The 22,351-nt window shown below is 47.1% G+C and carries 14 protein-coding genes and 1 pseudogene; 8 read left to right on the top strand and 7 right to left on the bottom strand.

From position 1 onward, the window contains the following. Window positions 1–4 precede the first annotated feature (4 nt). A pseudogene (gene galK / locus AACU59_RS10975) lies at window positions 5–1,156 on the top strand (galactokinase); the annotation flags it as partial. A gap of 30 nt (window positions 1,157–1,186) precedes the next feature. Continuing rightward, on the top strand, window positions 1,187–2,221 hold the full coding sequence (gene galM / locus AACU59_RS10970; RefSeq protein WP_237666596.1) for a galactose-1-epimerase: 1,035 nt from the start codon (window positions 1,187–1,189) through the stop codon (window positions 2,219–2,221). Window positions 2,222–2,290: 69 nt separating this feature from the next. Here galM and AACU59_RS10965 read toward each other — a convergent pair whose 3' ends face one another. From AACU59_RS10965 to AACU59_RS10955, 3 genes are all read right to left on the bottom strand, one after another. Next, a complete protein-coding gene (locus AACU59_RS10965; RefSeq protein WP_026027964.1) occupies window positions 2,291–3,289 on the bottom strand; it encodes a substrate-binding domain-containing protein in 999 nt (332 codons plus the stop codon). A 228-nt stretch (window positions 3,290–3,517) separates the two neighbouring features. After that, complete coding sequence (locus AACU59_RS10960; protein ID WP_094144446.1) at window positions 3,518–4,459, bottom strand: zinc transporter ZntB; 942 nt, start codon at window positions 4,457–4,459, stop codon at window positions 3,518–3,520. A gap of 66 nt (window positions 4,460–4,525) precedes the next feature. Further along, the gene (locus AACU59_RS10955; protein WP_017046561.1) at window positions 4,526–5,977 is read right to left on the bottom strand and encodes a RimK family protein; all 1,452 of its coding nucleotides are present in this window, start codon (window positions 5,975–5,977) and stop codon (window positions 4,526–4,528) included. Between the two features lie 70 nt (window positions 5,978–6,047). Here AACU59_RS10955 and AACU59_RS10950 point away from each other — a divergent pair, with 70 nt between their 5' ends. Both AACU59_RS10950 and AACU59_RS10945 read left to right on the top strand, forming a co-directional pair. Beyond that, a complete protein-coding gene (locus tag AACU59_RS10950) occupies window positions 6,048–7,163 on the top strand; it encodes a GNAT family N-acetyltransferase/peptidase C39 family protein (protein ID WP_094144447.1) in 1,116 nt (371 codons plus the stop codon). Between the two features lie 179 nt (window positions 7,164–7,342). Next, window positions 7,343–8,527, top strand: coding sequence for an NnrS family protein (locus AACU59_RS10945; RefSeq protein ID WP_094144448.1), 1,185 nt, complete (start codon window positions 7,343–7,345; stop codon window positions 8,525–8,527). Window positions 8,528–8,647: 120 nt separating this feature from the next. Here AACU59_RS10945 and dapD read toward each other — a convergent pair whose 3' ends face one another. The 3 genes from dapD to AACU59_RS10930 all read right to left on the bottom strand — a co-directional run bounded on the left by dapD (window position 8,648) and on the right by AACU59_RS10930 (window position 11,213). Further along, window positions 8,648–9,679: a 2,3,4,5-tetrahydropyridine-2,6-dicarboxylate N-succinyltransferase gene (gene dapD, locus AACU59_RS10940; RefSeq protein ID WP_081245327.1), complete on the bottom strand. Its 1,032-nt coding sequence runs from the start codon at window positions 9,677–9,679 to the stop codon at window positions 8,648–8,650. Between the two features lie 243 nt (window positions 9,680–9,922). Further along, on the bottom strand, window positions 9,923–10,222 hold the full coding sequence (locus tag AACU59_RS10935; protein WP_010318120.1) for a YebG family protein: 300 nt from the start codon (window positions 10,220–10,222) through the stop codon (window positions 9,923–9,925). A 97-nt stretch (window positions 10,223–10,319) separates the two neighbouring features. Next, on the bottom strand, window positions 10,320–11,213 hold the full coding sequence (locus tag AACU59_RS10930; RefSeq protein WP_161437668.1) for a LysR family transcriptional regulator: 894 nt from the start codon (window positions 11,211–11,213) through the stop codon (window positions 10,320–10,322). A gap of 117 nt (window positions 11,214–11,330) precedes the next feature. Here AACU59_RS10930 and AACU59_RS10925 point away from each other — a divergent pair, with 117 nt between their 5' ends. The 4 genes from AACU59_RS10925 (at window position 11,331) to recD (ending at window position 21,903) form a co-directional block, all read left to right on the top strand. Next, the gene (locus AACU59_RS10925; RefSeq protein ID WP_013856149.1) at window positions 11,331–12,347 is read left to right on the top strand and encodes a TDT family transporter; all 1,017 of its coding nucleotides are present in this window, start codon (window positions 11,331–11,333) and stop codon (window positions 12,345–12,347) included. A 98-nt stretch (window positions 12,348–12,445) separates the two neighbouring features. Further along, window positions 12,446–15,889, top strand: coding sequence for an exodeoxyribonuclease V subunit gamma (recC, locus tag AACU59_RS10920; protein WP_094145261.1), 3,444 nt, complete (start codon window positions 12,446–12,448; stop codon window positions 15,887–15,889). Between the two features lie 273 nt (window positions 15,890–16,162). Continuing rightward, window positions 16,163–19,780 (top strand): exodeoxyribonuclease V subunit beta, encoded by a 3,618-nt coding sequence (gene recB / locus AACU59_RS10915; RefSeq protein ID WP_094145262.1) that lies wholly within the window; start codon window positions 16,163–16,165, stop codon window positions 19,778–19,780. After that, entirely contained in the window at window positions 19,777–21,903 is a 2,127-nt protein-coding gene (gene recD / locus AACU59_RS10910; RefSeq protein ID WP_094145263.1) for an exodeoxyribonuclease V subunit alpha, read from the top strand. Before recB ends, recD begins: the two co-directional genes overlap by 4 nt. 114 nt (window positions 21,904–22,017) lie before the next feature. Here the strand turns inward: recD and AACU59_RS10905 are convergent, their stop codons facing one another. Beyond that, window positions 22,018–22,197: a hypothetical protein gene (locus AACU59_RS10905; protein WP_013856153.1), complete on the bottom strand. Its 180-nt coding sequence runs from the start codon at window positions 22,195–22,197 to the stop codon at window positions 22,018–22,020. Window positions 22,198–22,351 lie beyond the last annotated feature (154 nt).

The raw sequence follows: 22,351 nt of genomic DNA, 5'->3' as shown, positions 1-22,351 counted from the left end.
GCAAATGTTTGATTTAATCCAAAATGTGAGAGCGTCTTTTGAGCAAGTGTTGGGCTACGCGCCTAGTCATATCATCCAAGCGCCAGGCCGTGTAAATTTGATTGGTGAGCACACCGACTATAACGACGGTTTTGTGCTCCCCTGCGCAATTAACTATCAAACCGTGGTAGCGGCTGCCAAGCGTGAAGATAATTTAGTCCGCATCGTATCTGTTGATTATGGCAATGCACTTGATGAGTTTGACCTCACCCAAGAGATTACTTTCCAACAAGACAAAATGTGGGCGAACTACATTCGCGGCGTGGTGAAATGTTTGCTTGCGCGTGGGTACTCGTTTACCGGGGCGGATATTACTGTCAGCGGTAATGTTCCACAGGGAGCGGGGCTTAGCTCTTCGGCTGCGCTTGAGGTCGTGATCGGTCAAACTTTTAAAGAACTTTATCAACTGGATATTTCTCAAGCGGAAATCGCACTAAATGGCCAACAGGCTGAGAACGAATTTGTCGGCTGTAATTGCGGTATTATGGATCAAATGATTTCGGCGCAAGGTCGTGAAAACCACGCGCTACTTTTAGATTGCCGTAGCCTAGAAACACAAGCGGTTTCAATGCCAGAAGAGATGGCCGTCGTGATCGTCAACTCCAATAAAAAACGCGGCTTGGTAGATAGCGAATACAATACTCGCCGTCAGCAGTGTGAAGAGGCTGCGCGTATTTTTGGCGTCAAAGCGCTGCGTGATGTAAGCATTGAACAGTTTAACCAAAAAGTTTCTGAGCTTGATGAGTTGGTGGCTAAACGTGCTCGTCACATCATTACTGAAAATGACCGTACTGTTGAAGCGGCCCAAGCGCTGCGAGCCCACGACATGAAGCGCATGGGCGAGCTGATGGCTCAATCGCACGCATCGATGCGTGATGATTTTGAAATTACTGTCAAAGAGATTGATACCTTGGTTGATATCATCAAAGAGGTGATTGGTGACCAAGGCGGTGTGCGTATGACTGGGGGCGGCTTTGGTGGCTGTATTGTGTCACTTGTCCCACCGACATTGGTTGATGCAGTGAAAGCGGCTGTCGATGAGAAATATGAAGTGGCGACTGGCCTCAAAGCGTCGATTTACGTCTGCCAAGCAAAAGAGGGCGCTGGTCTAGTGGAGGCTTGCTGCACATCTTCACTTTTTCACACTATGACTCAGCAAGTAGCCTATGATGGCCGTCCTGCACAACTTGTCAGTTTGACTAACCGCATTGGTAGCCGCGTAGTATTAATGGATATTGGCGCAACATGGCTCAGTTGTGAGTTGGCGCTTAAGGATGGGGAACGCAGAGAAGTTCTGCTGGGTGTTTCCACCATGAGCGACTTCCAGAAACAACAAAGCTATATGGGCGTCACTGTGGGACGTTATGCCAACCGGATCGCTAAAGGCCAATTTGAATTAAATGATCAACGCTATCAAGTGACGACCAACCAAGCTGGAAATAGTTTGCATGGCGGTCTTGAAGGGTTAGATCAGCGTCGTTGGACTATTGCTCACAAAAGTGCTCAACAAGTGACGTTTTCAATCCATTCATCGGATGGTGACCAAGGTTTTCCCGGTAATGTTGACATTGCCGTGAGCTATGAACTGAACGATCATAATCAATTGATCCTCCGCTATTTAGCGACCACAGATAAACCAACGCCGCTTAATTTAACCAACCACGCCTATTTTAATTTGCTAGGCGCAGAGAGTGATCATACGATTTTAGATCATTCACTCTTTATAAAAGCCGATCAATTTTTACCCACAGATCCACATGGAATCCCATTGTCAGGGCCAAAATCTGTCATCGACACGGGCTTTGATTTTTGCGTTGCAAAATCAATAGGTCGTGACTTACTCAAAGATGAGCAGCAACAAGCAAGCAAAGGGTATGACCACAGTTATTTATTGCCTGATAAAGCTGATTTAACCGTGTGCGCCGCGCAACTGAAGTCACCAGATGCAAAGGTAACCATGAGCGTATTTACGACTAAGCCAGCCATACAACTTTATAGTGGAAACTGGCTATCGGGGACGCCCAATCGGCGCGGTGGGGTTTATCAAGGCTATGCGGGGGTCGCATTAGAAACTCAATACTTGCCGGATGCTCCCAATCATGCCGAATGGCAGCAACCCAGCTGTATTACTCCGCCAGGGCAAGAATATACTCATACCACCATTTACCAATTTGACGTTTAAGGTGGGTACATCGCTTAGATGTTGAGTATTGATGCCCAAAGTGGCGAGTGAAAGTGTAACCTGAGTGCGTCAGATTTTTTCTACCGAATCTCGACGCACCAAAGTCGGTGAGAAAATCATCGGTTCTTTTTCTATCGTTTCGCCACGGGCTAATTGGAGTGCCAGTTTAGCGGCTTTTTCAGCCATCATCTCGATTGGGTAGCGGATGGTGGTCAGCCTTGGGCGAATGTAGCGTGCGATCAACGCATCATCAAAGCCGATCACTGAAATTTGCTCAGGGCTTTTTACACCATTCTCCTCAAGCACATTTAACGCGCCCGCTGCCATATTATCGTTGTAGGCGACCACGGCAGTCATGTCGATCGAACGGATCAGCAAGTGAGTCATCGCTTGCTCGCCACCTTCGCTGTGTGGTTCGGCCAACTCGATGTAATTAGGAGCGATCTCAATACCGTGATCTTTCAACGCGGCTTGATAACCAGCTACGCGATCTGTAGCGTCTTCAATCGAATGAGAAGAGCCAATACAAGCGATTTTTTTATGACCGTGGCGGATCAAAAACTCAGTCGCCAAATAAGCACCTTTGTAGTTATCCAATGAGATGCAGCGGTTAGCCAGTTGCGGGATATGACGGTTGATCAATACCATCGATTTCACTTCGGCGGCGTAGTCGATCAATTCTTGATCCGATAAACCTTTCGAGTGAATCACCAAAGCGTCACAACGGCTGTTGATCAACAGTTCAATCGCTTGGCGCTCTTCTTCAGCACGGTGATAACCATTGCCAATCAACAGATGCTTGCCATTGTCATGAGCCACATTATCGACCGCTTTCACGAGCATGCCAAAAAAAGGATCGGAAACGTCACTGACTAGCACGCCTATGGTGTCGGTACTTTGGCTGACTAAAGCTCGTGCGGCGGCGTTAGGCCGATAACCAAGTAAACTCATTGCGGCGGTGACCGCTTCAATCGATGTTTTACTCGCTTTAGGGGATTTATTGATGACTCGTGAAACCGTTGCCACTGACACACCGGCTTCGCGAGCTACATCTTTTATGGTAGCCATATTACACCTCTTGCTATTGCTCGCTGTATTTAACAATGGTGGTGTAAATAAGGCAAACGAACAATGCAATCAATGTGATAATTACGACTTTCTATACAGGTAAATCAAGGCTTCTAATTAATGTAAACGTTTAAAATTGGAATAAAAGCTAAGGCGCTAACGTACCGTAGCAATCAGCTCATCAATGATTGCATGATGACAGGGCTCTACCCCTGCTAAATTAGCGAATCATGACTCCTTATTGAAAAAACGTAACCGATGCAAAATCCAAAACTCTAAACCAAAAATACCAACCAGTGCGATGCAAAAGAGAGCAAAAGCAACGGGGGATTCAGTGCCGGGAATACCGCCGACATTAACCCCAAGTAAGCCAGTTAAAAAGCTTGTGGGTAGAAAGATCGCCGCAATCACCGAGAATAAATAGGTGTTTTGGTTCATCTTCTCTGCATGATATTGACGTAATTCCCCTTTGATCAGTTCGAGTTCACCAAGGTAAAAATCGAGGGTTTCATTAATGCGCGTGATGGTGTTAACACTGTGGCGCAGACGTAAGTTTTTATCATTTGCCAGCGAGACTTTGGAATCACTGAAATCGTCGATGGCGTATTGCTGAGGTTTGATAAAACGTTTGATTTTGAGCAGCGCTTTATGCGTCTGCATCAGCTCGTCACTGAGTTCAATTTCGTTATCGTATTGGGTGATTTTCGCTTCAATGCTGTTTAAGTAGTTATCGATGTTTTTGTTTAAACCATCAATGATCTGCACGAGTACATCTGAAAGAGTTTGCGGGCCTTGCCCGGCCTGCAGTAGGTCACGGATTACATTGACGGCTTTTGACGGGATTTTTCGGGTTGAAAACAGCGCGCCATTGAAATAGAGAATGCGAACGCTCAACATATCTTCTGGGTTGGCGTTGTCGTTCATGTTTACGCCACGCAAAATCAGTAAAAAGTTATCATCATCGTATTGTTCAAACAGTGGGCGAGTGTCCTCTGCTAAGAGGCTGTCGACAATTGAAGTGGGGATCTGATACTGAAGCAACCACTCTTTTAAACCGGAGATATCGCGTTGGCAGTGATACCAATTCCCTGCTTCAATCAGTGAAGCACTATTGAGTTTTTGCTGCGGAGCGGATGCAGAAAAATGCCACTGGTCGATCAAAAATTCCATGAATATCCTTATCACTTGCTCCTCAATGACTCTGCATTGAGGAGCAGTAGATTATACCAATTGAGATCAGAAGCCGCGCATTTGAATACGGCGCAGAAACTCAGTCATGATCCTATCGTAAAGAAGATCGCCTAAAAACGCATCCTCAACTTGGTGATCAATACTAGGGTTATCGTTCACTTCAATTACATAAACTTGGCCATCAATCTCTTTCAAGTCAACGCCGTACAAGCCACTGCCGATAAGGTTTGACGCTTTTAAGGCAACATCAACCACGTTTTTAGGTACTTGTTTTAAATCCAAGGTTTCAAAGCCGCCAGAAGAGACTCGGCCACTGTTGTGGTGTTGATAAATTTGCCAGTGGCCGCGGCTCATCATGTATTTGCAGGCGAAGATGGCTTGGCGGTTCATTACACCGATGCGCCAGTCAAAGTCAGTTGGCATGAAGGCTTGTGCCAAAATCAGAGCGCTTTTTTCAAACAGTGCGCCGGCTTCGCGTTCCAGCTCTTGCTCGTCGCGTACTTTGACCACGCCACGTGAAAATGCGCCATCTGGAATTTTTAATACCATGGGAAAGCTCAACTCCTGCATGACATTGCTTTTCCATTGCTCATCAAAACTTTGCAAAATCACGCCTTTTGGCGCAGGCACTTTATTGCGTTGCAACAACTCAGTTAAGAACACTTTATTGGTGCATTTCATGATCGATTCAGAATCATCCATCACCACCAAGCCCATTTTCTCGGCCGTTTTTGCAAAGCGGTAAGTGTAATTACTGATGTTCGTGGTGGCGCGAATAAACAAGCCATCAAATTCACCCAAACGCGATAAGTCATCCGGTGAAATGGTTTCTAGGTTGACTCCTAAACGGTTTGCGGCGCGGCGAAAACGTTTTAATGCTGAGGGATCAGAAGGCGGCATTTTCTCTTCTTCGTCCACCAGCATGGCAATATCGTAACGGTACTTTTTCTCTTGCTTCGGTTTACGCCAAACTTTGGTTGAAAACAGCTCTAATGATTCGACGAAGAAATCTTGCTCTTGGTCGTTCAAATCTTGGAATGGGAAAGGGCCAATTTTGCTGATTTGCCACTGCCCTTGAACGCGGTTCATTTCCAACTCAATAACGGGCACCATAAACTGTTCAAACAGGCGGCGAGCCAGTTTATCCAGGCCTTTTTCTGCGGTGCGGCCAAAATAAATTTTGCACTGTATAAAATCGGTTTGGGCGCACAGTTTATTGAGTTTCAATAAGCCAGAAGAGAGTAAAAAGGGTTGATTGATGTCGTTGATCGCCATCACTCGAGGGATAACGCGGTGGCCGCGTGCCTCTGCCATCAGCGAGCAGTAATAGCCGCTGCTCATGTAGCCATAATCGCGACACAGGTTGACCACTTGCAGGCTGCGATGAGTATGGGTGCCATTACTGTTGAGGTATTGGTCTACACTTACCACTTGCTCTGAGGGGAAATATTGTTGCCAGTCACTGGACTGGTCGGTCACGATCAAAAGGTTTGCCATTGCTATTCTTTTCCTTAATCAATAGGAATAATATTGAGCCGCAATCTTGCCAACCACTTAAGGACGTCGTATGGACTTTCGTCTTGCGAAAAGTGCTGATCTCGCTGCTCTTAATGCGTTAGAACAACAGCTGTTTGACGGAGATAAAATCTCTCCACGTCAAATGAAGCGTTTTTTACATTCCAACCAAGCGGTGTTGTTTGTGGCCGATGCCGGCACAGAGCTGGCTGGATATGCATTGCTACTATTTCATCAAGGTACACAGCTATCAAGGTTGTATTCGATTGCCGTAAAACCTGATTTCAGAGGCAGGAGGATTGCTCAAAATTTGGTCGAGCAATGCGAGCGTGCTGCTCTTGATCAAGGTGCCACTACATTACGATTAGAAGTGCGTGAAGACAATACGGCAGCGATAAATTTATATGAAAAAATGGGCTATAAAACCCTGAAATTTCTTATCCATTATTACGATGATTTGTGTAATGGACGCCGGATGCAAAAACGCTTGTCGCCACAAGGGCCTAAGGTGCAATTACCGATGCCACTTTATGTTCAGACTACGCCATTTACTTGCGGTGCGGCATGCTTGCTGATGAGCTTTTCTTGCTTGTCTAAATCGTTTGAGCCGAGTCGTACCGCTGAGCTGCAACTGTGGCGAGAAGCGACAACGATTTTTATGGCGGCGGGGCACGGTGGGTGCAGCGGCCAAGGGTTGGCATTGGCTGCTAGTCGACGCGGTTATCATGTGGAGCTGTGGAGCCAATCCAAAAGCACGCCTTTTATTGATAGCGTGCGAGATGCTAATAAAAAACAAGTTATCGAATTGGTTCATCTTGATTTTTGTGAGCAGCTTACTCATCAAGATGTGGCGATGATTGATGCACCACCGAGTCAAGAGCAACTAGAAGCGTGGGTGACGGAAGGAGCATGTGTGCTGCTACTCATCAGCACTTATCGTTTCGATGGTAAGAAAGAGCCGCATTGGATCGTACTCAGTGGTATGAGCGATAAATTCTTCTTCATTCACGATCCACATGCAGAAACAGAAGCGGATGCGATGGCTTCGGCTTTCATTCCGGTCGGCAAAAAAGCGCTGTCACAAATCATCGGTTTTGGTAAACAAAAACAGACGGCTTGTGTGGTGATTAGCTCGAACCGCAGTGCTATGCGTGTAACCACTGGTTAGAATGGAGTTTAAATGAGTTCATTGAGTCATAATGACTGTTTTTTCTTGAGTTTTTATGACTCTTTTTTTGAGTGATATTTCTTATTTTATTGTTTTTATTGGGTATTTTTATTGGCTTGAATTATGCGTATGGTGTTGGTCGTCTGTCATTATATCCACCACCGCCGTAAGAGGTCACAGTGCTCAATATTACCGATATAAAAGTAGAACAACGCATACCCGCTTGGTTGCGCCTTGGTTTTCGTCCCTTTTTCCTACTTGGTAGCGTATATGCCGTTTTAGCGGTGACGTTATGGGTCTGGATGTTTCAAACAGGTCAGCCATCGGCATTGCAAGTTCCTGCGCTGTGGTGGCATGTACATGAAATGCTGTTTGGTTTTGCTATGGCAATTGTGGTCGGTTTTCTATTGACTGCCGTACAGAACTGGACTGGCATTAATGGCACGAAACATTATCGCTTAGCCGTGTTAGTCGCCTTGTGGTTAGCGCCTCGAATCTTATTGTGGACGCCGACACCTTTGTGGGTCATCTCTTCTGTCGAAGCGCTTTTTTTGGCGGCTTCGGCCTATGAAATTGGCCGCCGAGTAGTGCAAGCGAAAGGCTGGAAAAATCTCTTTTTTGTGCCGCTGTTTATTTTAGCGATCGGCGCGAACTTTGCGAGTTATGCCACCATCAAAGGAATGCCGCCCTTTAGCTCGGCGGCGGTATGGCAGGCGATGTTGTGGTGGTTTACATTGTTGCTATCAGTCATGGGAGCACGCGTGATCCCTTTCTTCAGCGCAAGGCGTTTTAACTTTGAAAAAGCACAGCCATGGGTATGGCTCGATTGGTTAGCCAATGCACCCATTGCGGCCTTGTTTATTTTGAGTTTCTTCCCGCTGACGATGGTGCAGATTGGTCAGCCTATCATGTTACTGGCTGGGTTAGCGCAGTGGGTACGTTGGATGCGTTGGAAACCATGGCTAACATTGAGTGAGCCTCTGGTTTGGTCGCTGCACGCCGCGTATGCCTGTATTCCTTTGAGCTTATTACTGCATGGGTTAATTGATGATGCGTATATCACCCATAATCTGATCCACCTTTTTGCCATTGGAGCCATCTCAGGCTTGATTTTGTCGATGATTGCACGCGTGACTATGGGACATACCGGCAGGGCGATTTATCAAGGGCCTAAAATGAGTATTGCGTTTGCGGCTTTGATGGTGTCGGCATTGGTACGCAGCCTCGGTGTGGCGTTTTTTCCAGCACAACTATTTTTGATGGTGAATATCAGTGCCGCACTCTGGATATTCGCTTTTACTCTGTTTGTGTGGAAATTCGGCACGATGTTATTTACGCCGAGAGTCGATGGCCACCCGGGATAACGGTTTGGCTCGTAACGTGGAAGTAGCAAAATAAAAAAGTAGAAAGTAGCCTAGCAGTAGAAAGCGCGCAAAAGAAAAAGGCTTGGCACATCGCCAAGCCGTTTTATCAGAAAAACTGGATCAGTTATGGCTGTGCAGCATGCTGTTCAGTTCAACGGCTGATTTATTGGCTAAACACTCAATTTGACCTGTGATCGAGTTGCGGCGGAAAAGTAGATCCGATACTCCAGCTAAATCACGTGCTTTGACGATTTCCACTTCTTGGCCTTGGTTATCGAGCATACGCACTTTAGTGCCAGCAGTTACATACAAACCTGATTCTATCGTGCAGCGATCGCCGAGTGGGAAACCTAAGCCTGCATTTGCGCCAAGCAGTGAGTTTTCACCGATAGAGACCACGACCTTACCGCCGCCAGAAAGCGTACCCATGATAGAAGCGCCACCGCCGATGTCCGATCCATTACCAACAACTACACCTGCAGAAATACGCCCTTCAACCATGCTCACGCCTGTTGTACCAGCGTTGAAGTTGATAAAACCTTCATGCATCACTGTGGTACCTTCGCCCACGTGCGCGCCAAGGCGAACGCGCGAGGTATCCGCAATACGGATGCCCGCTGGGACAATGTAATCAACCATTTTCGGGAATTTATCGACACAATCTACCGTTAAAGCACGGCCTGCAAGGCGAGCTTCAATTTGACGATCTGCTAGTTCAGGTAGGTCGATAGGACCTTCATTGGTCCATGCGATGTTGTGCAGCAGGCCAAAAATACCATCAAGCACAGTACCGTGTGGTTTCACTAAACGGTGTGAAATCAGTTGTAGCTTCAAAAAGCCTTCAGCGACTGATTGAGGTTGTTGGTCGGAAGCTAAAATAACCAGCACTAGTGGTTGTGAGGCGTTAGCGGCTTTATCGGCAAAATTGGCATTGTTAGCCTGATCATGTTGAGCAAATATCGCGGCGAGTTGGGCGCTTTGCTCGGTTGAGATGTCGAGATACTGATTGCCTTCGCCATAACCAGAGACTTGAGCAAGCTCGCTCACTAGTGCGTCACTTGGGTTGAGAATTGGCGCTGGAAAAAACGCTTCAATAATTTTTCCATCACGGTTTTTGGTTGCCGTGCCAAAGGCAAGTGCAAAGTAAGCCATTTTGATATCTCCATGTTGTCACTATTGATGCGCTCGCCAGCGTAGGTTGAGCATCATTGCGGCGCACTCGATTTATCAAGCATCATAAAGAGTGAGGCAGGGGTAGGAAAGGGCAAAAGGGGAGAAAGTCCGTAAAACGATACCTTTTGTCTTTTTAGCGATGTATTTCTTTAGACAGAAATACAAAACCGCTGACGAAGCAGCGGTCTTTTCACGTTCTATTATCTTAAGCGTTTAATCGCCTTAAGCTGCATCTTCTTCTGGTGCTTCGTCTTTTACCGCTTTGGCTTTTTTAGGCTTAGCCGGTGCAGGCTTGCGCTTTGCGCCAAGTGCGTAAAGCACTTCTTCTTTGTTTTGCGCTAAGAACATCGCCAAAGCTTCTTGCTTGGCTTCATCTTCTAGCAACTCACTTTTCCCTAACAGTTCGAAAAGCTCATCTGCCATATCGAGCATTTTGTCATAAGCGTCAGCGTCTGCTTTAGAGGTAAAAGTCATCTTTTCTTCTCCGTTGCGTTCCACCACGTACTTGACGATTACAGCCATGGTTAATCCTCTAACTTAGTCATTAATTCTACTGGCTGTTTATACAGTTTTTAAACCATGAAGTCTAGGTGAGCAGGAAAAAGTGAGAGGTGGATGGCTACTCTTTGTTCCATTGATAACAAAATTCAATAAAGTGTTTGAGCAGTGGGCTTTGGTATTTTTCTTTATGTACCAATAGCCAAAAACGGCGTTTCATGTCCAGCGGCACATGGAGCCGTTTGACCCGGCCATCTTGCAGTGCTGAATGCGCAGAAAGGGTGGATAAACAGCCTAAACCTAACCCTGCCGAAACACTGTTGATTAAGGCTTCAGTAGTATTCAATTCAAAGGCTTCATGCCACTGTTCGAGCCGCGGTGCGATAGCTCGTAAGAAAAACTCTCGCGAGCCAGAACCCGCTTCGCGCAATACCCATTGGCTCTGTTCGAAATTATTGAGGGTGAGCTGATTTATCATTGTGAGTGGATGTTCGGGTGCGCAAATAATACACATTTCATCGTGTGAAAAAGGCGTTGAAATCAGCTCTGGGTGCAGTGTTTTTCCTTCAATCAACGCGAGATCCAGTTCGTAATCGACCAACTTTTGGCAAATCAGCGCCGAGTTGGAAATAAACAAACTTTGCGAGATGTGTTGGGTTTGCTGGCGAAATTGACTGAGTAGATAAGGCGCAACATGGTTGCCAATCGTATCACTGGTACCAATGCGCAATTGGCCTGCGAGGGTTTGCTCACTGTCAAACAGTTGGTTGATGTTGCTCGCACGGCTTAGCAGTTCATCGGCGAGCGGCAACAGTTTTTGTCCCTCTTGATTGAGGATTAAACGGTTATTGACCCTATCGAACAGCGCATGCCCAAGCTGTTTTTCCAGTTCAGACAGTGACATGCTCACGGCCGCTTTTGACAAAAATAGCGCCTCTGCAGCTTGGGTCAAGGTTTTGTGTTGCGTAATCGAAGTGAATACTTTCAATTGCTTAAGAGAAATATTGGCAGCCATAATTTTGTTTAATTAATCTGAACGTGTGTTCTATATATTTAGATATATCAGAACAAAAGGCAAGCGTATGATAGCGACATTGAACAACTACTTTGTTAGTTCTGATGAGAGGTCAATATGATTCGAGCAGCAAAAGCGAAAGTTATGGGTGCGCCAACCCCTATGGCGGGTTTAGCTCTAGGCATCGCAAGCTTGGGTTGGAGTTGGGAAAACTTTGCACCATTACAAGGTTATGGACAATTAAGTGGGGCCGTTATTGCCAGCGTGTTGCTGGTGGTTCTTGCGTTTAAATTTCTCTTTCATGGTCACTTATTACGCCAAGATCTCGCTCATCCGGTTGTGGGCAGTGTTGTGCCTACTTTTGCGATGGGCACAATGGTGGTTTCCAATTCATTAGGCCATTTTTACCCAATGGCTGGTGATGCGTTATGGCTATTTGCTGTGGGTTTACACATCATCTTCTTGGTCAGTTTTTTGTACCATCGCGCGCAGTCTTTTGAACTTCACCACATGGTGCCAAGTTGGTTCGTTCCACCTGTGGGTATTATTGTGGCCGACGTGGCGTTTTCTGGAAACCCAGCACTTGCACCAATCGCAAATGCAACCATGATGTTCGGTTTAGTCGCTTATGCGGTGATGCTGCCGATGATGATTTACCGTTTCATGTTCACACATGAAGTTCCAGATGCAGCAAAACCAACCATGGCTATTTTGGCGGCGCCAGCGAGCCTCTCATTGGCTGGTTACTTAACTGTCACGGCTAACCCATCGCCAGTGATCATCGGCATTTTATTTGGTATTGCCGTGTTAATGACAACGATTATCTACTTAGCTTTCTTTAAATTATTACGCTTGCCTTTTAGCCCAGGCTACGCAGCGTTTACCTTCCCAATGGTGATTGGTGCAACGGCGCTATTTAAACTCACACATTGGATGGAAACCGTTGGGGTGAGTGCTGAGTATGTACAGCAAGTGCATTGGTTAGCTGGGTTAGAGTTGATTGTGGCAACTATTGTGGTGGGTTATGTTGCTATTCGTTACTTAAATTTCTATCAACCTCATCGCGTGCTACTCAGCAGCATGAATGAGCTAGAAGAGCAAGATGAACACGCATTGAACTGTGAAATGAAATAGCCTGCAGTTTAGGCAATTCAAAACATAAAATTCTCAAGTATAGAATGCACTTATGCTAATCTCAGTCCTTATTGTGACAAGAAAAGCGTGAGTGCATTTTGTTTACTGTCTACCATTCCAATAAAGTCGATACCTTAAAGATCCTACTCGTGCATTTGATCAAAAGTGCACCCTTAGCCAACCCCTTTGAGAAAGAGCAGATCTTGGTGCAAAGCCCGGGGATGTCGCAATGGCTCAAAATGGCCTTAGCGAAAGAGCTCGGTGTGGCGGCGAACCTTGAGTTTCCTCTACCGGCGACCTTTATTTGGGACATGTTCACTAAAGTGCTACCTGATGTACCTAAGCGCAGCGCTTTTAACAAAGAAGCGATGACGTGGAAACTGATGCATCTGTTGCCAACCTTGCTCACGCTCGACCCCTTTGCCCCTTTGCAGCGTTATCTTGAACAGGATGATGACCATTCCAAGCTCTATCAGTTGGCCGAGAAAATTGCCGATATTTTTGATGGTTATTTAGTCTACCGCCCCGATTGGATTGCCAAGTGGGAGGCGGGCGATGATGTGAGCGAGATTGGTGATGAGCATCCATGGCAGCCGATATTATGGCAAGCCTTATATCAATACACGCTAGATCAAGGCCAGTCGCACTACCACCGTGCCAATCTCTATCAAAGTTTTATTGATCAGCTTGCGCGTGGCTCGGTTGATTTAACCAAACTGCCCAAACGTTTGTTTATTTTCGGTATTTCGTCACTGCCGCCTCGTTATATGGATGCACTCAAAGCGTTGGGTGAGCAGATTGATGTTCACTTGATGTTTACCAACCCTTGTCAGCATTATTGGGGCGATCTTCGAGATAGAAAAACGCTCGCCAGACTGCACAGTCAGCAACGTAAAACGTTCGCCTTACAAGGTGATGAGATTCAGTTTGAAGGGCAACGCTCGCCGCTTAAAGGTGACATTGAAGCTAACCTCGTGGATGAATTGCATACCGAAGCTGCGGTTGGCAATGAGTTATTGGCCTCGATGGGAAAACTTGGGCGCGATAATCTTTTTTTGCTCTCCCAAACGGACAATGAAGAGCACGAATTTTTTATTGATCTGCCACGCGATAACTTATTGCATCAGTTGCAGGCCGACATTTTACATTTGCAAGAGCATCGAGATGATAGTCAACTGGACAGTAGCGACCACAAACAAGTGATTGCTTTGGATGATCCATCGCTCACTCTTCATGCTTGCCATAGCCCGATGCGAGAAGTGGAAGTGTTGCACGATCAATTGTTGGCAATGTTTGATGCTGACCCTGAACTGAAACCGCGCGATATTATTGTGATGGTGGCGGACATCAATGCTTACAGCCCAGCCATTGCGGCGGTATTTGGTAACGCGCCGGGTGAGCGCTTTATTCCTTACTCCATTTCAGACCGTACGGCAGATCAAGAGAGCCCGATCTTAGCGGCATTTATGCAATTAGTGCATTTACCCGATTCTCGCTGCCTAGCGTCAGAGTTATTAGAGCTGCTTGAAACTCCTGCTATTATGGCAAAATTTGAGCTTAATGAGCAAGACTTTACGCAAGCCAAATTGTGGGTAGAAGAGTCTGGCATTCGCTGGGGGCTTAATGCTAGCACCGCGCAACAATTTGAGTTGCCACAGACCGAGCAAAATACTTGGCAATTCGGGATTGAGCGCATGTTACTTGGTTATGCCATGCCAGCCTCAGCAGGTTTATTTACGCAAGGCGAAGTGACGCTCGCTCCTTATAATGAAGTGCAAGGCATGAACGCTGAATTGGCGGGTAAATTAGCGCACTTTATTCAGCAAGTGAGCCATTACCGCGAGCAGTTAGCGCAGACCCAAAGCGTGGACGAGTGGCGCCGCTTGCTCGGTGAGATGCTTGGCGCTTTTTTCAAGGTTGAGCTGGAAGGGGAGCTCGCACTCAAGTCGATTCGCGACACCTTGTCGCAGTTAAAAGATCAACTGGCCGAGGCCGGTTATGAGCAAGCACTTGCGCCAAGTATTATTACTCAATATTTGCAAAACAAATTGTCAGGTACGCGCATCAGCCAGCGTTTTCTGGCGGGACAAGTCAATTTCTGTACTTTAATGCCAATGCGTTCCATCCCTTTTAAAACCGTTTGTTTACTAGGAATGAACGATGGCGTTTACCCGCGCACTATGCCAGCCGAAGGGTTTGATTTGATGAACGGTCGCACCCGCGCTGGCGATCGCTCGCGGCGTGACGATGACCGCTATTTGTTCTTAGAAGCGATGCTCTCGGCGCAGCAAACCTTGTACATCAGCTACGTCGGACGCTCAATTCAAGATAATACCGAACGCGTTCCTTCGGTGTTGGTCTCTGAGCTTTTAGAGTATTGCCAACAAAATTACTGTTTGGTCGGGGATGAAGCGCTTGGCAGCGATCAATCGGCCAAAAATTTAGCCTGTGCTTTAACGACCACTCACGCCATGGTGCCTTTTAGCCCTAATGCTTTTTTGAGTAAAACCGGTAGCTATGCCAAAGAGTGGCTACCTGCCGCCAGTCGGCAAGGGCGAGCCAGTGGTGAGTTTAATCTCGCCCTGAGCGATTATTTACAAGGGGCGAGCTTTCCTGTCAGTTTAGATCTGGTTGAGCTGCAACGGTTTTGGCGTTTGCCTGTGCAATATTTCTTTAACCGTCGCCTTAAAGTGACGTTCGAGCCTCCGTTACCAGTAATGGAAGATGATGAACCCTTTGCCTTAAATGGCTTAGAGAGCTACCAGTTACGCGATGAACTGCTAGAGTTGCTGCTTGATCAACCCAATTCACCGCATGCCCTTGAGAGATTCATCGACCAGCAGCGCGCGCAAGGAAAGTTACCGATTGGTGCTTTTGGATCCTTGGAATTTGAAACTAATCGCGTGCAAGCACAAGAATTGGCGCAAAGAATCGCTTTCTTATGCCATTCGCCACTTGATGACCAAGAGATCGATCTGCGATTTGAATTGTTTGGTGAAGGCAAAAACGTACAACTGACGGGGTGGCTGACTAAGCGCTATCAATCCGGTTTAGTGCGCTACCGCAGTGGTTCGATTCGCGCGCAGGACTATTTAGCCGCGTGGATTGATCATCTCTCACTAGCGGCGATGGGCGAAAGTCAACCTACTCATTTGATGGGCTACGATCGTAAAGAAGGTGTGCAGCATTTTATTTATCCGCCCATGCCCGATACCGAACAAGCCAAAGCGTTGCTCGCAGAACTGGTGGGTTTGTTTTATCAAGGTATGACAGCTCCGCTCGCTTACTTTCCAAAAACCGCGTTAGCCTGTGTGGAAGCTGGCTTCAGCCGTGGTCAATGGGTTGATGATCGCGATAAATCGCTCAAGAAAATGGCCGATACCTTTAATGAAAGTTACATGAGCCACGGTGAAGGAAGCAATTTTTACATCGCGCGTATTTGGCCGCAGTGGAATGAAGCCTTAGCTGAGCAGGTGCGTTTATTGGCCACGTTGGTGATGCAAGGGCCACGATTGTGGGTTCAAGTGGCGCAGGATGTTTAGCGATGGATAACTGCTTGGAAAGTAGAGTGGCCGCCAGTCAATCATTATTGTGTAGGGCGTTTTCTGTACGGCCACAGGTCAGAGGGACCATTATTTGGTTGGTTCGCATCATCGTGAGATTTACGAAACACGTGGCGCGGATAGTAAAGGCTGCCCGTTTGGCGAACCGTGAGAAAGATCTCACAACGTCTTAATTTATAAACTTATTTTGATTATTCATACCATTATTCAAGCGCGATCACATTCGCTTGCGTATTCAAAGGCTAACTGTTTATGAGTATGACCCCGGTTACGGTCACAACACCATTAAATACCCTTACGTTCCCGCTGCACGGTGCAAGGCTTATCGAAGCGTCGGCGGGCACGGGTAAAACCTTCACCATTGCAGGTTTGTATTTACGCCTGTTACTTGGGCATGGTGATGCAAAGTCACGTCATCAAGTGCCACTGACGGTCGATCAAATTCTAGTGGTGACCTTTACTGAAGCTGCCACTGCTGAGCTTCGTGACCGTATTCGGCGGCGCATTCATGAGGCGCGTATCGCTTTTTCGCGCGGTTTCAGTGATGACCCTGTTATCAAACCGCTACTTGAGCAAACCAGTCATCACAAGCAAGCGGCGCAAATATTACTGCAAGCGGAACGGCAGATGGATGAAGCGGCAGTCTATACCATTCACGGCTTTTGCCAGCGTATGCTCACCCAAAATGCGTTTGAATCGGGCAGCCGTTTTAATAACGAATTTGTGACCGATGAAAGTCATCTAAAAGCGCAAGTGGTCGCGGATTATTGGCGTCGTCAGTTCTATCCGTTGTCGATTCAGCTTGCTGCGGAAGTGCGCCGTTTATGGTCATCACCAGCGGCGCTGCTTGAAAAAATCAGTGGCTATTTAACTGGCTCGGCGCTAACGCTCTCTGTTGAAGCGATGAGTGGCGATTTAAGCGCGCTTTATCAATCGTGCCTGTCACGCATAGAGTCGTTAAAAAAGCAGTGGCTTGATTCATGCGATGATTTACCGCCGTGCATTGAAGCTTCAGATTTGCATGCAGCAACCAAGAAAGCGTTACTGAAACGGCTAGAAGGGTTAGCGTTGTGGGCGAGCAACCCGCAGCATGAATTGAACCTACCGAGCGAATTACAAGAGTTTGCACAAAGCGCGTTGGAGGCTAAGTCGAAAAAAGGTCAACCCCCGCAACATGCGCTGTTCACGACCATTGAGCTCTTTTTGCAACAACCCATCAGCTTAGAAGCGCCGCTGCTGGCGCACGCTATTACTCATTGCCGAGCCATGCTTGCCAAAGCGAAAGCACAAAAGCAGTGGTTATCGTTTGATGATTTGCTCACTCAGCTTTCTGCCGCGATAGATAATGATGAGCTGGGCATACTGACTGAGCGGATTCGCAGCCTTTACCCCGTTGCGATGATCGATGAATTCCAAGATACCGATCCGCTGCAATACAGTATTTTTAGCCGCATTTATCTGCCTAAGGCTGAATGCGGTTTGTTTATGATTGGCGACCTAAAACAAGCGATTTACGCGTTTCGTGGTGCAGACATTTTTACCTACATCAAAGCGCGTAAACAGGTGAGCGCACACTACACCTTGGGGACCAACTGGCGTTCTAGCGCGAATATGGTCAATGCCGTCAATCAGATTTTTAGTACGCCTGATAGTGCTTTTATCTACGACCAAGACATTCCCTTTTTACCCGTTGAAGCCAGCCCAAATGCGCAGCAGCGTCAATGGTGGCTTAACGGAACCGTGCAACCAGCGCTCACCTATTGGCTGCAAGAAACGCAAGACAGCCCGTTGCCAAAAGGCGAATACCTGCAATGCATGGCCAAAGCGTGCGCCAGCCAAATTCAGACAATTTTGAGCGCCGCGCAGCATCAACAAGCGTACTTTGATGCTGCTAAAGGGCAAAAGAGCGTGCAAGCCGGTGACATCGCAGTCTTAGTACGGACGGGTAATGAAGGTCGTATGGTGAAAGAGGCGCTCGCTACGCAAGGCATTGCCAGTGTTTATCTCTCGAACCGCGATAGTGTTTTTAGCAGCGAGGTAGCACAAGATGTACAGCGTCTATTGCAAGCGGTACTGACTCCTGAACATGATCGCGCCTTGCGGGCTTGTTTGGCCTCACCACTTTTCGCTTTAGATGCTGCCAGCTTGGATGATTTAAACAACGACGAATCGGTATGGGAAAACGCGGTTAACGAATTTAAACAGTATCGCCAATTGTGGCTTGAGCGCGGCGTGCTTCCTATGTTGCGCAGTGTGATGAGCAAACGTCACGTCGCTGAACGTTGGTTGGAAGAGCCGCAAGGTGAGCGCTCACTGACCGATTTTATGCACATCGGTGAGCTACTACAGCAAGCGCGACAAGAGATTGATAGCGATCACGGTTTGCTGCGTTGGCTGGCACAAGCTATCAGTGACGCCGAGCATGGCCTAGGAGGCCGTGATGATCAAATTCAACGTTTGGAATCCGAACGCAACCTAGTGCAGATCGTCACTATTCACAAATCGAAAGGTTTGGAATACGACTTAGTGTTTCTGCCGTTTGTGGTCAGCTATCGCGAGGCAAGTGAAGGCAAATATCATGATGCCGTGAATGAGGAAACTGTGCTGGATATTACCGCCAGTGAAGCTTCTCTCAAGCAAGCAGATAAAGAGCGGCTTGCGGAAGATCTGCGCTTGATTTATGTAGCGCTGACTCGTGCTGTGTATGGCTGTTTTATCGGCATTGCGCCGCTGCGTAATGGCCGCTCCACCAAAGAGCCAACCGGTGTGCATTTAAGTGCCATTGGCTATCTGCTGCAAAATGGTCAAGCCGCAGGCATTGCCGATCTTAACGCTGCGTTGCACGCTCAATCCAATCAATACATTCGTGTTTCTGAGCCACCAGCCGAGCAACCAGAGCCGTTTAAAGCGTTGAGTGTCGATACGCCGGTATTGAGTGCCAAAACACTGCAAGCGCAGATTGACCGTTTTTGGCGAATGACCAGCTATTCTGGGTTGGTAAAACAAGGTGTGAAACACGCTAGCCACGACGCGAGTTTAGAAGTCTCAGGCTTTGATATCGACTCTGCTGATGAGCAAGCGGAAGCTTTACTGGTTGAGCCAGAACGTTCCATTTTCACTTTTCCACGCGGTGCAACGCCCGGTACTTTTTTGCATTCTCTCTTTGAAGAGGTAGAGTTTACTGAGCCTGCTAGCAGCGATGCTAACCAAAAAGTGATACTTGATTTACTGGTGCGAGAACAAATCGATATTGAATGGTTACCAGTATTACAAACGCTGGTCGATACCGTGTTACAGACACCTTTAGATGGCAAAACGTTGCGTTTGAACCAAAAAATCGCCACTCAGCGTTTGGTTGAAATGGAATTTCTATTACCGATAGAAGTACTGAGCGCTCCTGCATTGAACCGTGTTATTCAACGCCATGATCCACTGTCGGCTAAAGCTGGAGATCTTGGTTTTTACACTGTGCAGGGCATGCTGAAGGGCTTTATTGATTTGCTGTTTGAGCATCAAGGAAAGTATTACGTGCTGGACTGGAAATCGAATCATCTGGGGGATGATGTCAGCGCCTATCATGGCGAGCGTTTGAAAGCGGCGATGGCAGAGCATCGCTATGATTTACAATATCAACTCTACGCATTGGCGCTGCATCGATTCTTACGCAGTCGTCTAGCAAACTATGACTACCATCGCCATTTTGGCGGAGTCTATTATCTCTTTTTACGCGGCATGGATGGCGAGTCTGAGCATGGGATTTTCTCAACCAAACCGAGTTTTGAACTGCTTGATGAGATGGACAGATTGATTGATGGAGAAACCGTAGATACTCGCGCGACCGATGCAGGGCAAATGGAGTTAGATTTATGAGCAGTACGCTAATGATAACGCTTAAGCAGTTAGCGGAAAAAGGCGCTATGCGTCAGTTAGATTACCAATTCGCGCGTTTTATCGAACAAAAAAGCCAGCAGCAACTTGGCGCTGAACATAGCCAAGCGCTCGGATTTATTGCCGCGGTGGTCAGTGCTGAATTGGCCAAGGGGCATATCTGCTTACCTTTAGTGGATGCTTCAACGGCGCAGGGTGTCGACCTCGCAGCTAAGTTAGGCTTGTTTGGTGAGGCAGCATTGGCGGTCAATCAGCACCTATTGGCGATTGATTGGCCCTGGCTACTCAACCGTTCAGACTTAGTCGGACAACAAGGGGAAGCGGTGCCTTTAATGTTTGATGGGCAACGTTTATATCTACACCGTTATTGGCATTATGAAGTTACCTTAGCACAGCGTTTAATCAGCTTTGGGACACCCATGAGCCTAAAGCCTACTGATGTCCAAAAGCTAAAATTGCTGCTTGATACACTGTTTGCGCGTCAATACCACTTTCTGCTCCATGCGCTTCGCCAATTGCCAGAGACAGCCAATGCATCAGCACGCCAGCAACAAGTGTGTGATTTTCTGGATGTGGTCAACGCCGATGAACTTGATTGGAATGAGATTGATCAAGTCATTAGCCAAGCACGTACGGCGAAAGAACTCGAAGCATTAGAGACGCTGATCCCGCAAAGCGTTTGCATCAACTGGCAAAAAGTCGCAGCGGCAGTGGCACTGACACGCCGCTTTGCCGTGATTTCTGGCGGGCCGGGAACCGGTAAAACCACCACGGTTACCAAATTACTAGCCGCTTTGATTACTCAAGCCCAACAGCAAGGTGAGACGCCCACCATTAAATTGGTGGCACCAACGGGTAAAGCTGCGGCACGTTTAACGGAATCGATCGGTAAAGCGGTGGCTGAACTGGCGGTTGAGCCGGCGTTGAAAGCGGCGATTCCCACCGAGTCGAGCACACTTCACCGTTTATTGGGCGTCATACCTAATAGTGTTGAGTTTCGTCACCATCAGCGTAACCCGCTGCATTTAGATATATTGGTGGTTGATGAAGCATCGATGGTCGATTTACCGATGATGGTCAAGTTAATCGAGGCATTACCCAAACACGCACGCTTGATTTTACTAGGTGATAAAGACCAACTCGCGTCAGTCGAAGCGGGCGCTGTGCTGGGGGACATTTGTTCATTTTTGACCTTAGGCTACAGCCGAGCGCACAGCGAGTACCTAGCTAAGTTAACAGGCTATCAAACACTGATTGCTCATTCACACCCTAACGCAACCCCGATTTCAGACAGCTTATGCATGCTGCAAAAAAGCTACCGCTTTGATGTCCGATCAGGCATTGGTCAATTAGCAAAAGCGATCAATGCTGGGCAAGTGGCTATGGTGGATGAGGTGTTAAAACGTAATTATGCTGATATTACGCACCACTCACTCAGCAGTGAAAGCTATAACCTAATGCTGAAAACCTTAGTCAAGGAGTATGGTCGTTATCTCACGCGCATCGAGAGTTCTGGTGCTGACGCTTTGGAAACTCAAGCCCAAAAAGCCAAAGCCGTATTGGATTGCTTTAATCAATGCCGTTTGCTTTGTGCTATTCGTGAGGGGGATTTTGGGGTAAGTGGTTTGAATCAACGTATTGAACGTGCGCTGGTCGCACGTAAGTTGATCAAGACTCAAGATGAGATTTGGTACCACGGCCGACCCGTGATGGTGGCGCGTAATGATCATGGGCTAGGTTTGTATAATGGTGATATCGGCATATGCATGCTTGATACGAGCGAGCAAGAACCGCGTTTGAAAGTGTATTTTGAGCTGCCAGATGGTAGCGTGAAAGCTATTTTACCAAGCCGCGTACCAGAGCACGAAACAGCCTATGCGATGACCATTCATAAATCACAAGGCAGTGAGTTTGATCTAACGCTGATGATTTTACCGCCTGATTTTAGCCCGATATTGACCAGAGAGCTTATCTATACTGGCATTACGCGCGCCAAGAAGCAGCTGATGCTTTTTGCTGACATGGGAACGATGAAACGAGGGCTCAAGATAAAAACGCAGCGAGCCAGCGGCTTAGTTACGAGATTAGACAAGAGACTAGCGTAAATCAGCAACTAGGATAAACGAGTTTGAGCTGTCCCCACACAGTTTGAAATTTACATGGTATGTTCAATTCATTCCGTTGTTTGGGGGAAGCTCAATTACTGATTTGGTGTGCTGCTATGCGAAAGCATGAGTAAAAGAGATGTTTCTGATTTTATAACGATCTTGCGAGCTGAGTATAAAGACTCGTAGCTTGTCGTTAACGGGAAATACGCAATGCACATGTTGGCCTTCAAGGAATTGGTTATCAGCCATATCCCAAAAGCTTTGAAGTGAGTTACAAATAACAGTTTTCATAGAATTTTTGCTCTTAAGTACGTGTCGTAGTAAAAGCAATCCGTGCAAGCCGACCTACTGGTATCTGACCAATCGGTATAAAGCCAAGTTCCTGTGTTGTTCATTAAATGTACATCGTTAATGATGTCGGCGGATTCTACACATAATATTAAGT

The sequence above is a fragment of the Vibrio sp. V23_P3S9T160 genome, from assembly GCF_963886625.1.
GTDB lineage: Bacteria > Pseudomonadota > Gammaproteobacteria > Enterobacterales > Vibrionaceae > Vibrio > Vibrio anguillarum.
The sequence above is the reverse complement of the archived record's forward strand: the minus strand, read 5'-3'. Positions and strand labels throughout refer to the sequence as shown.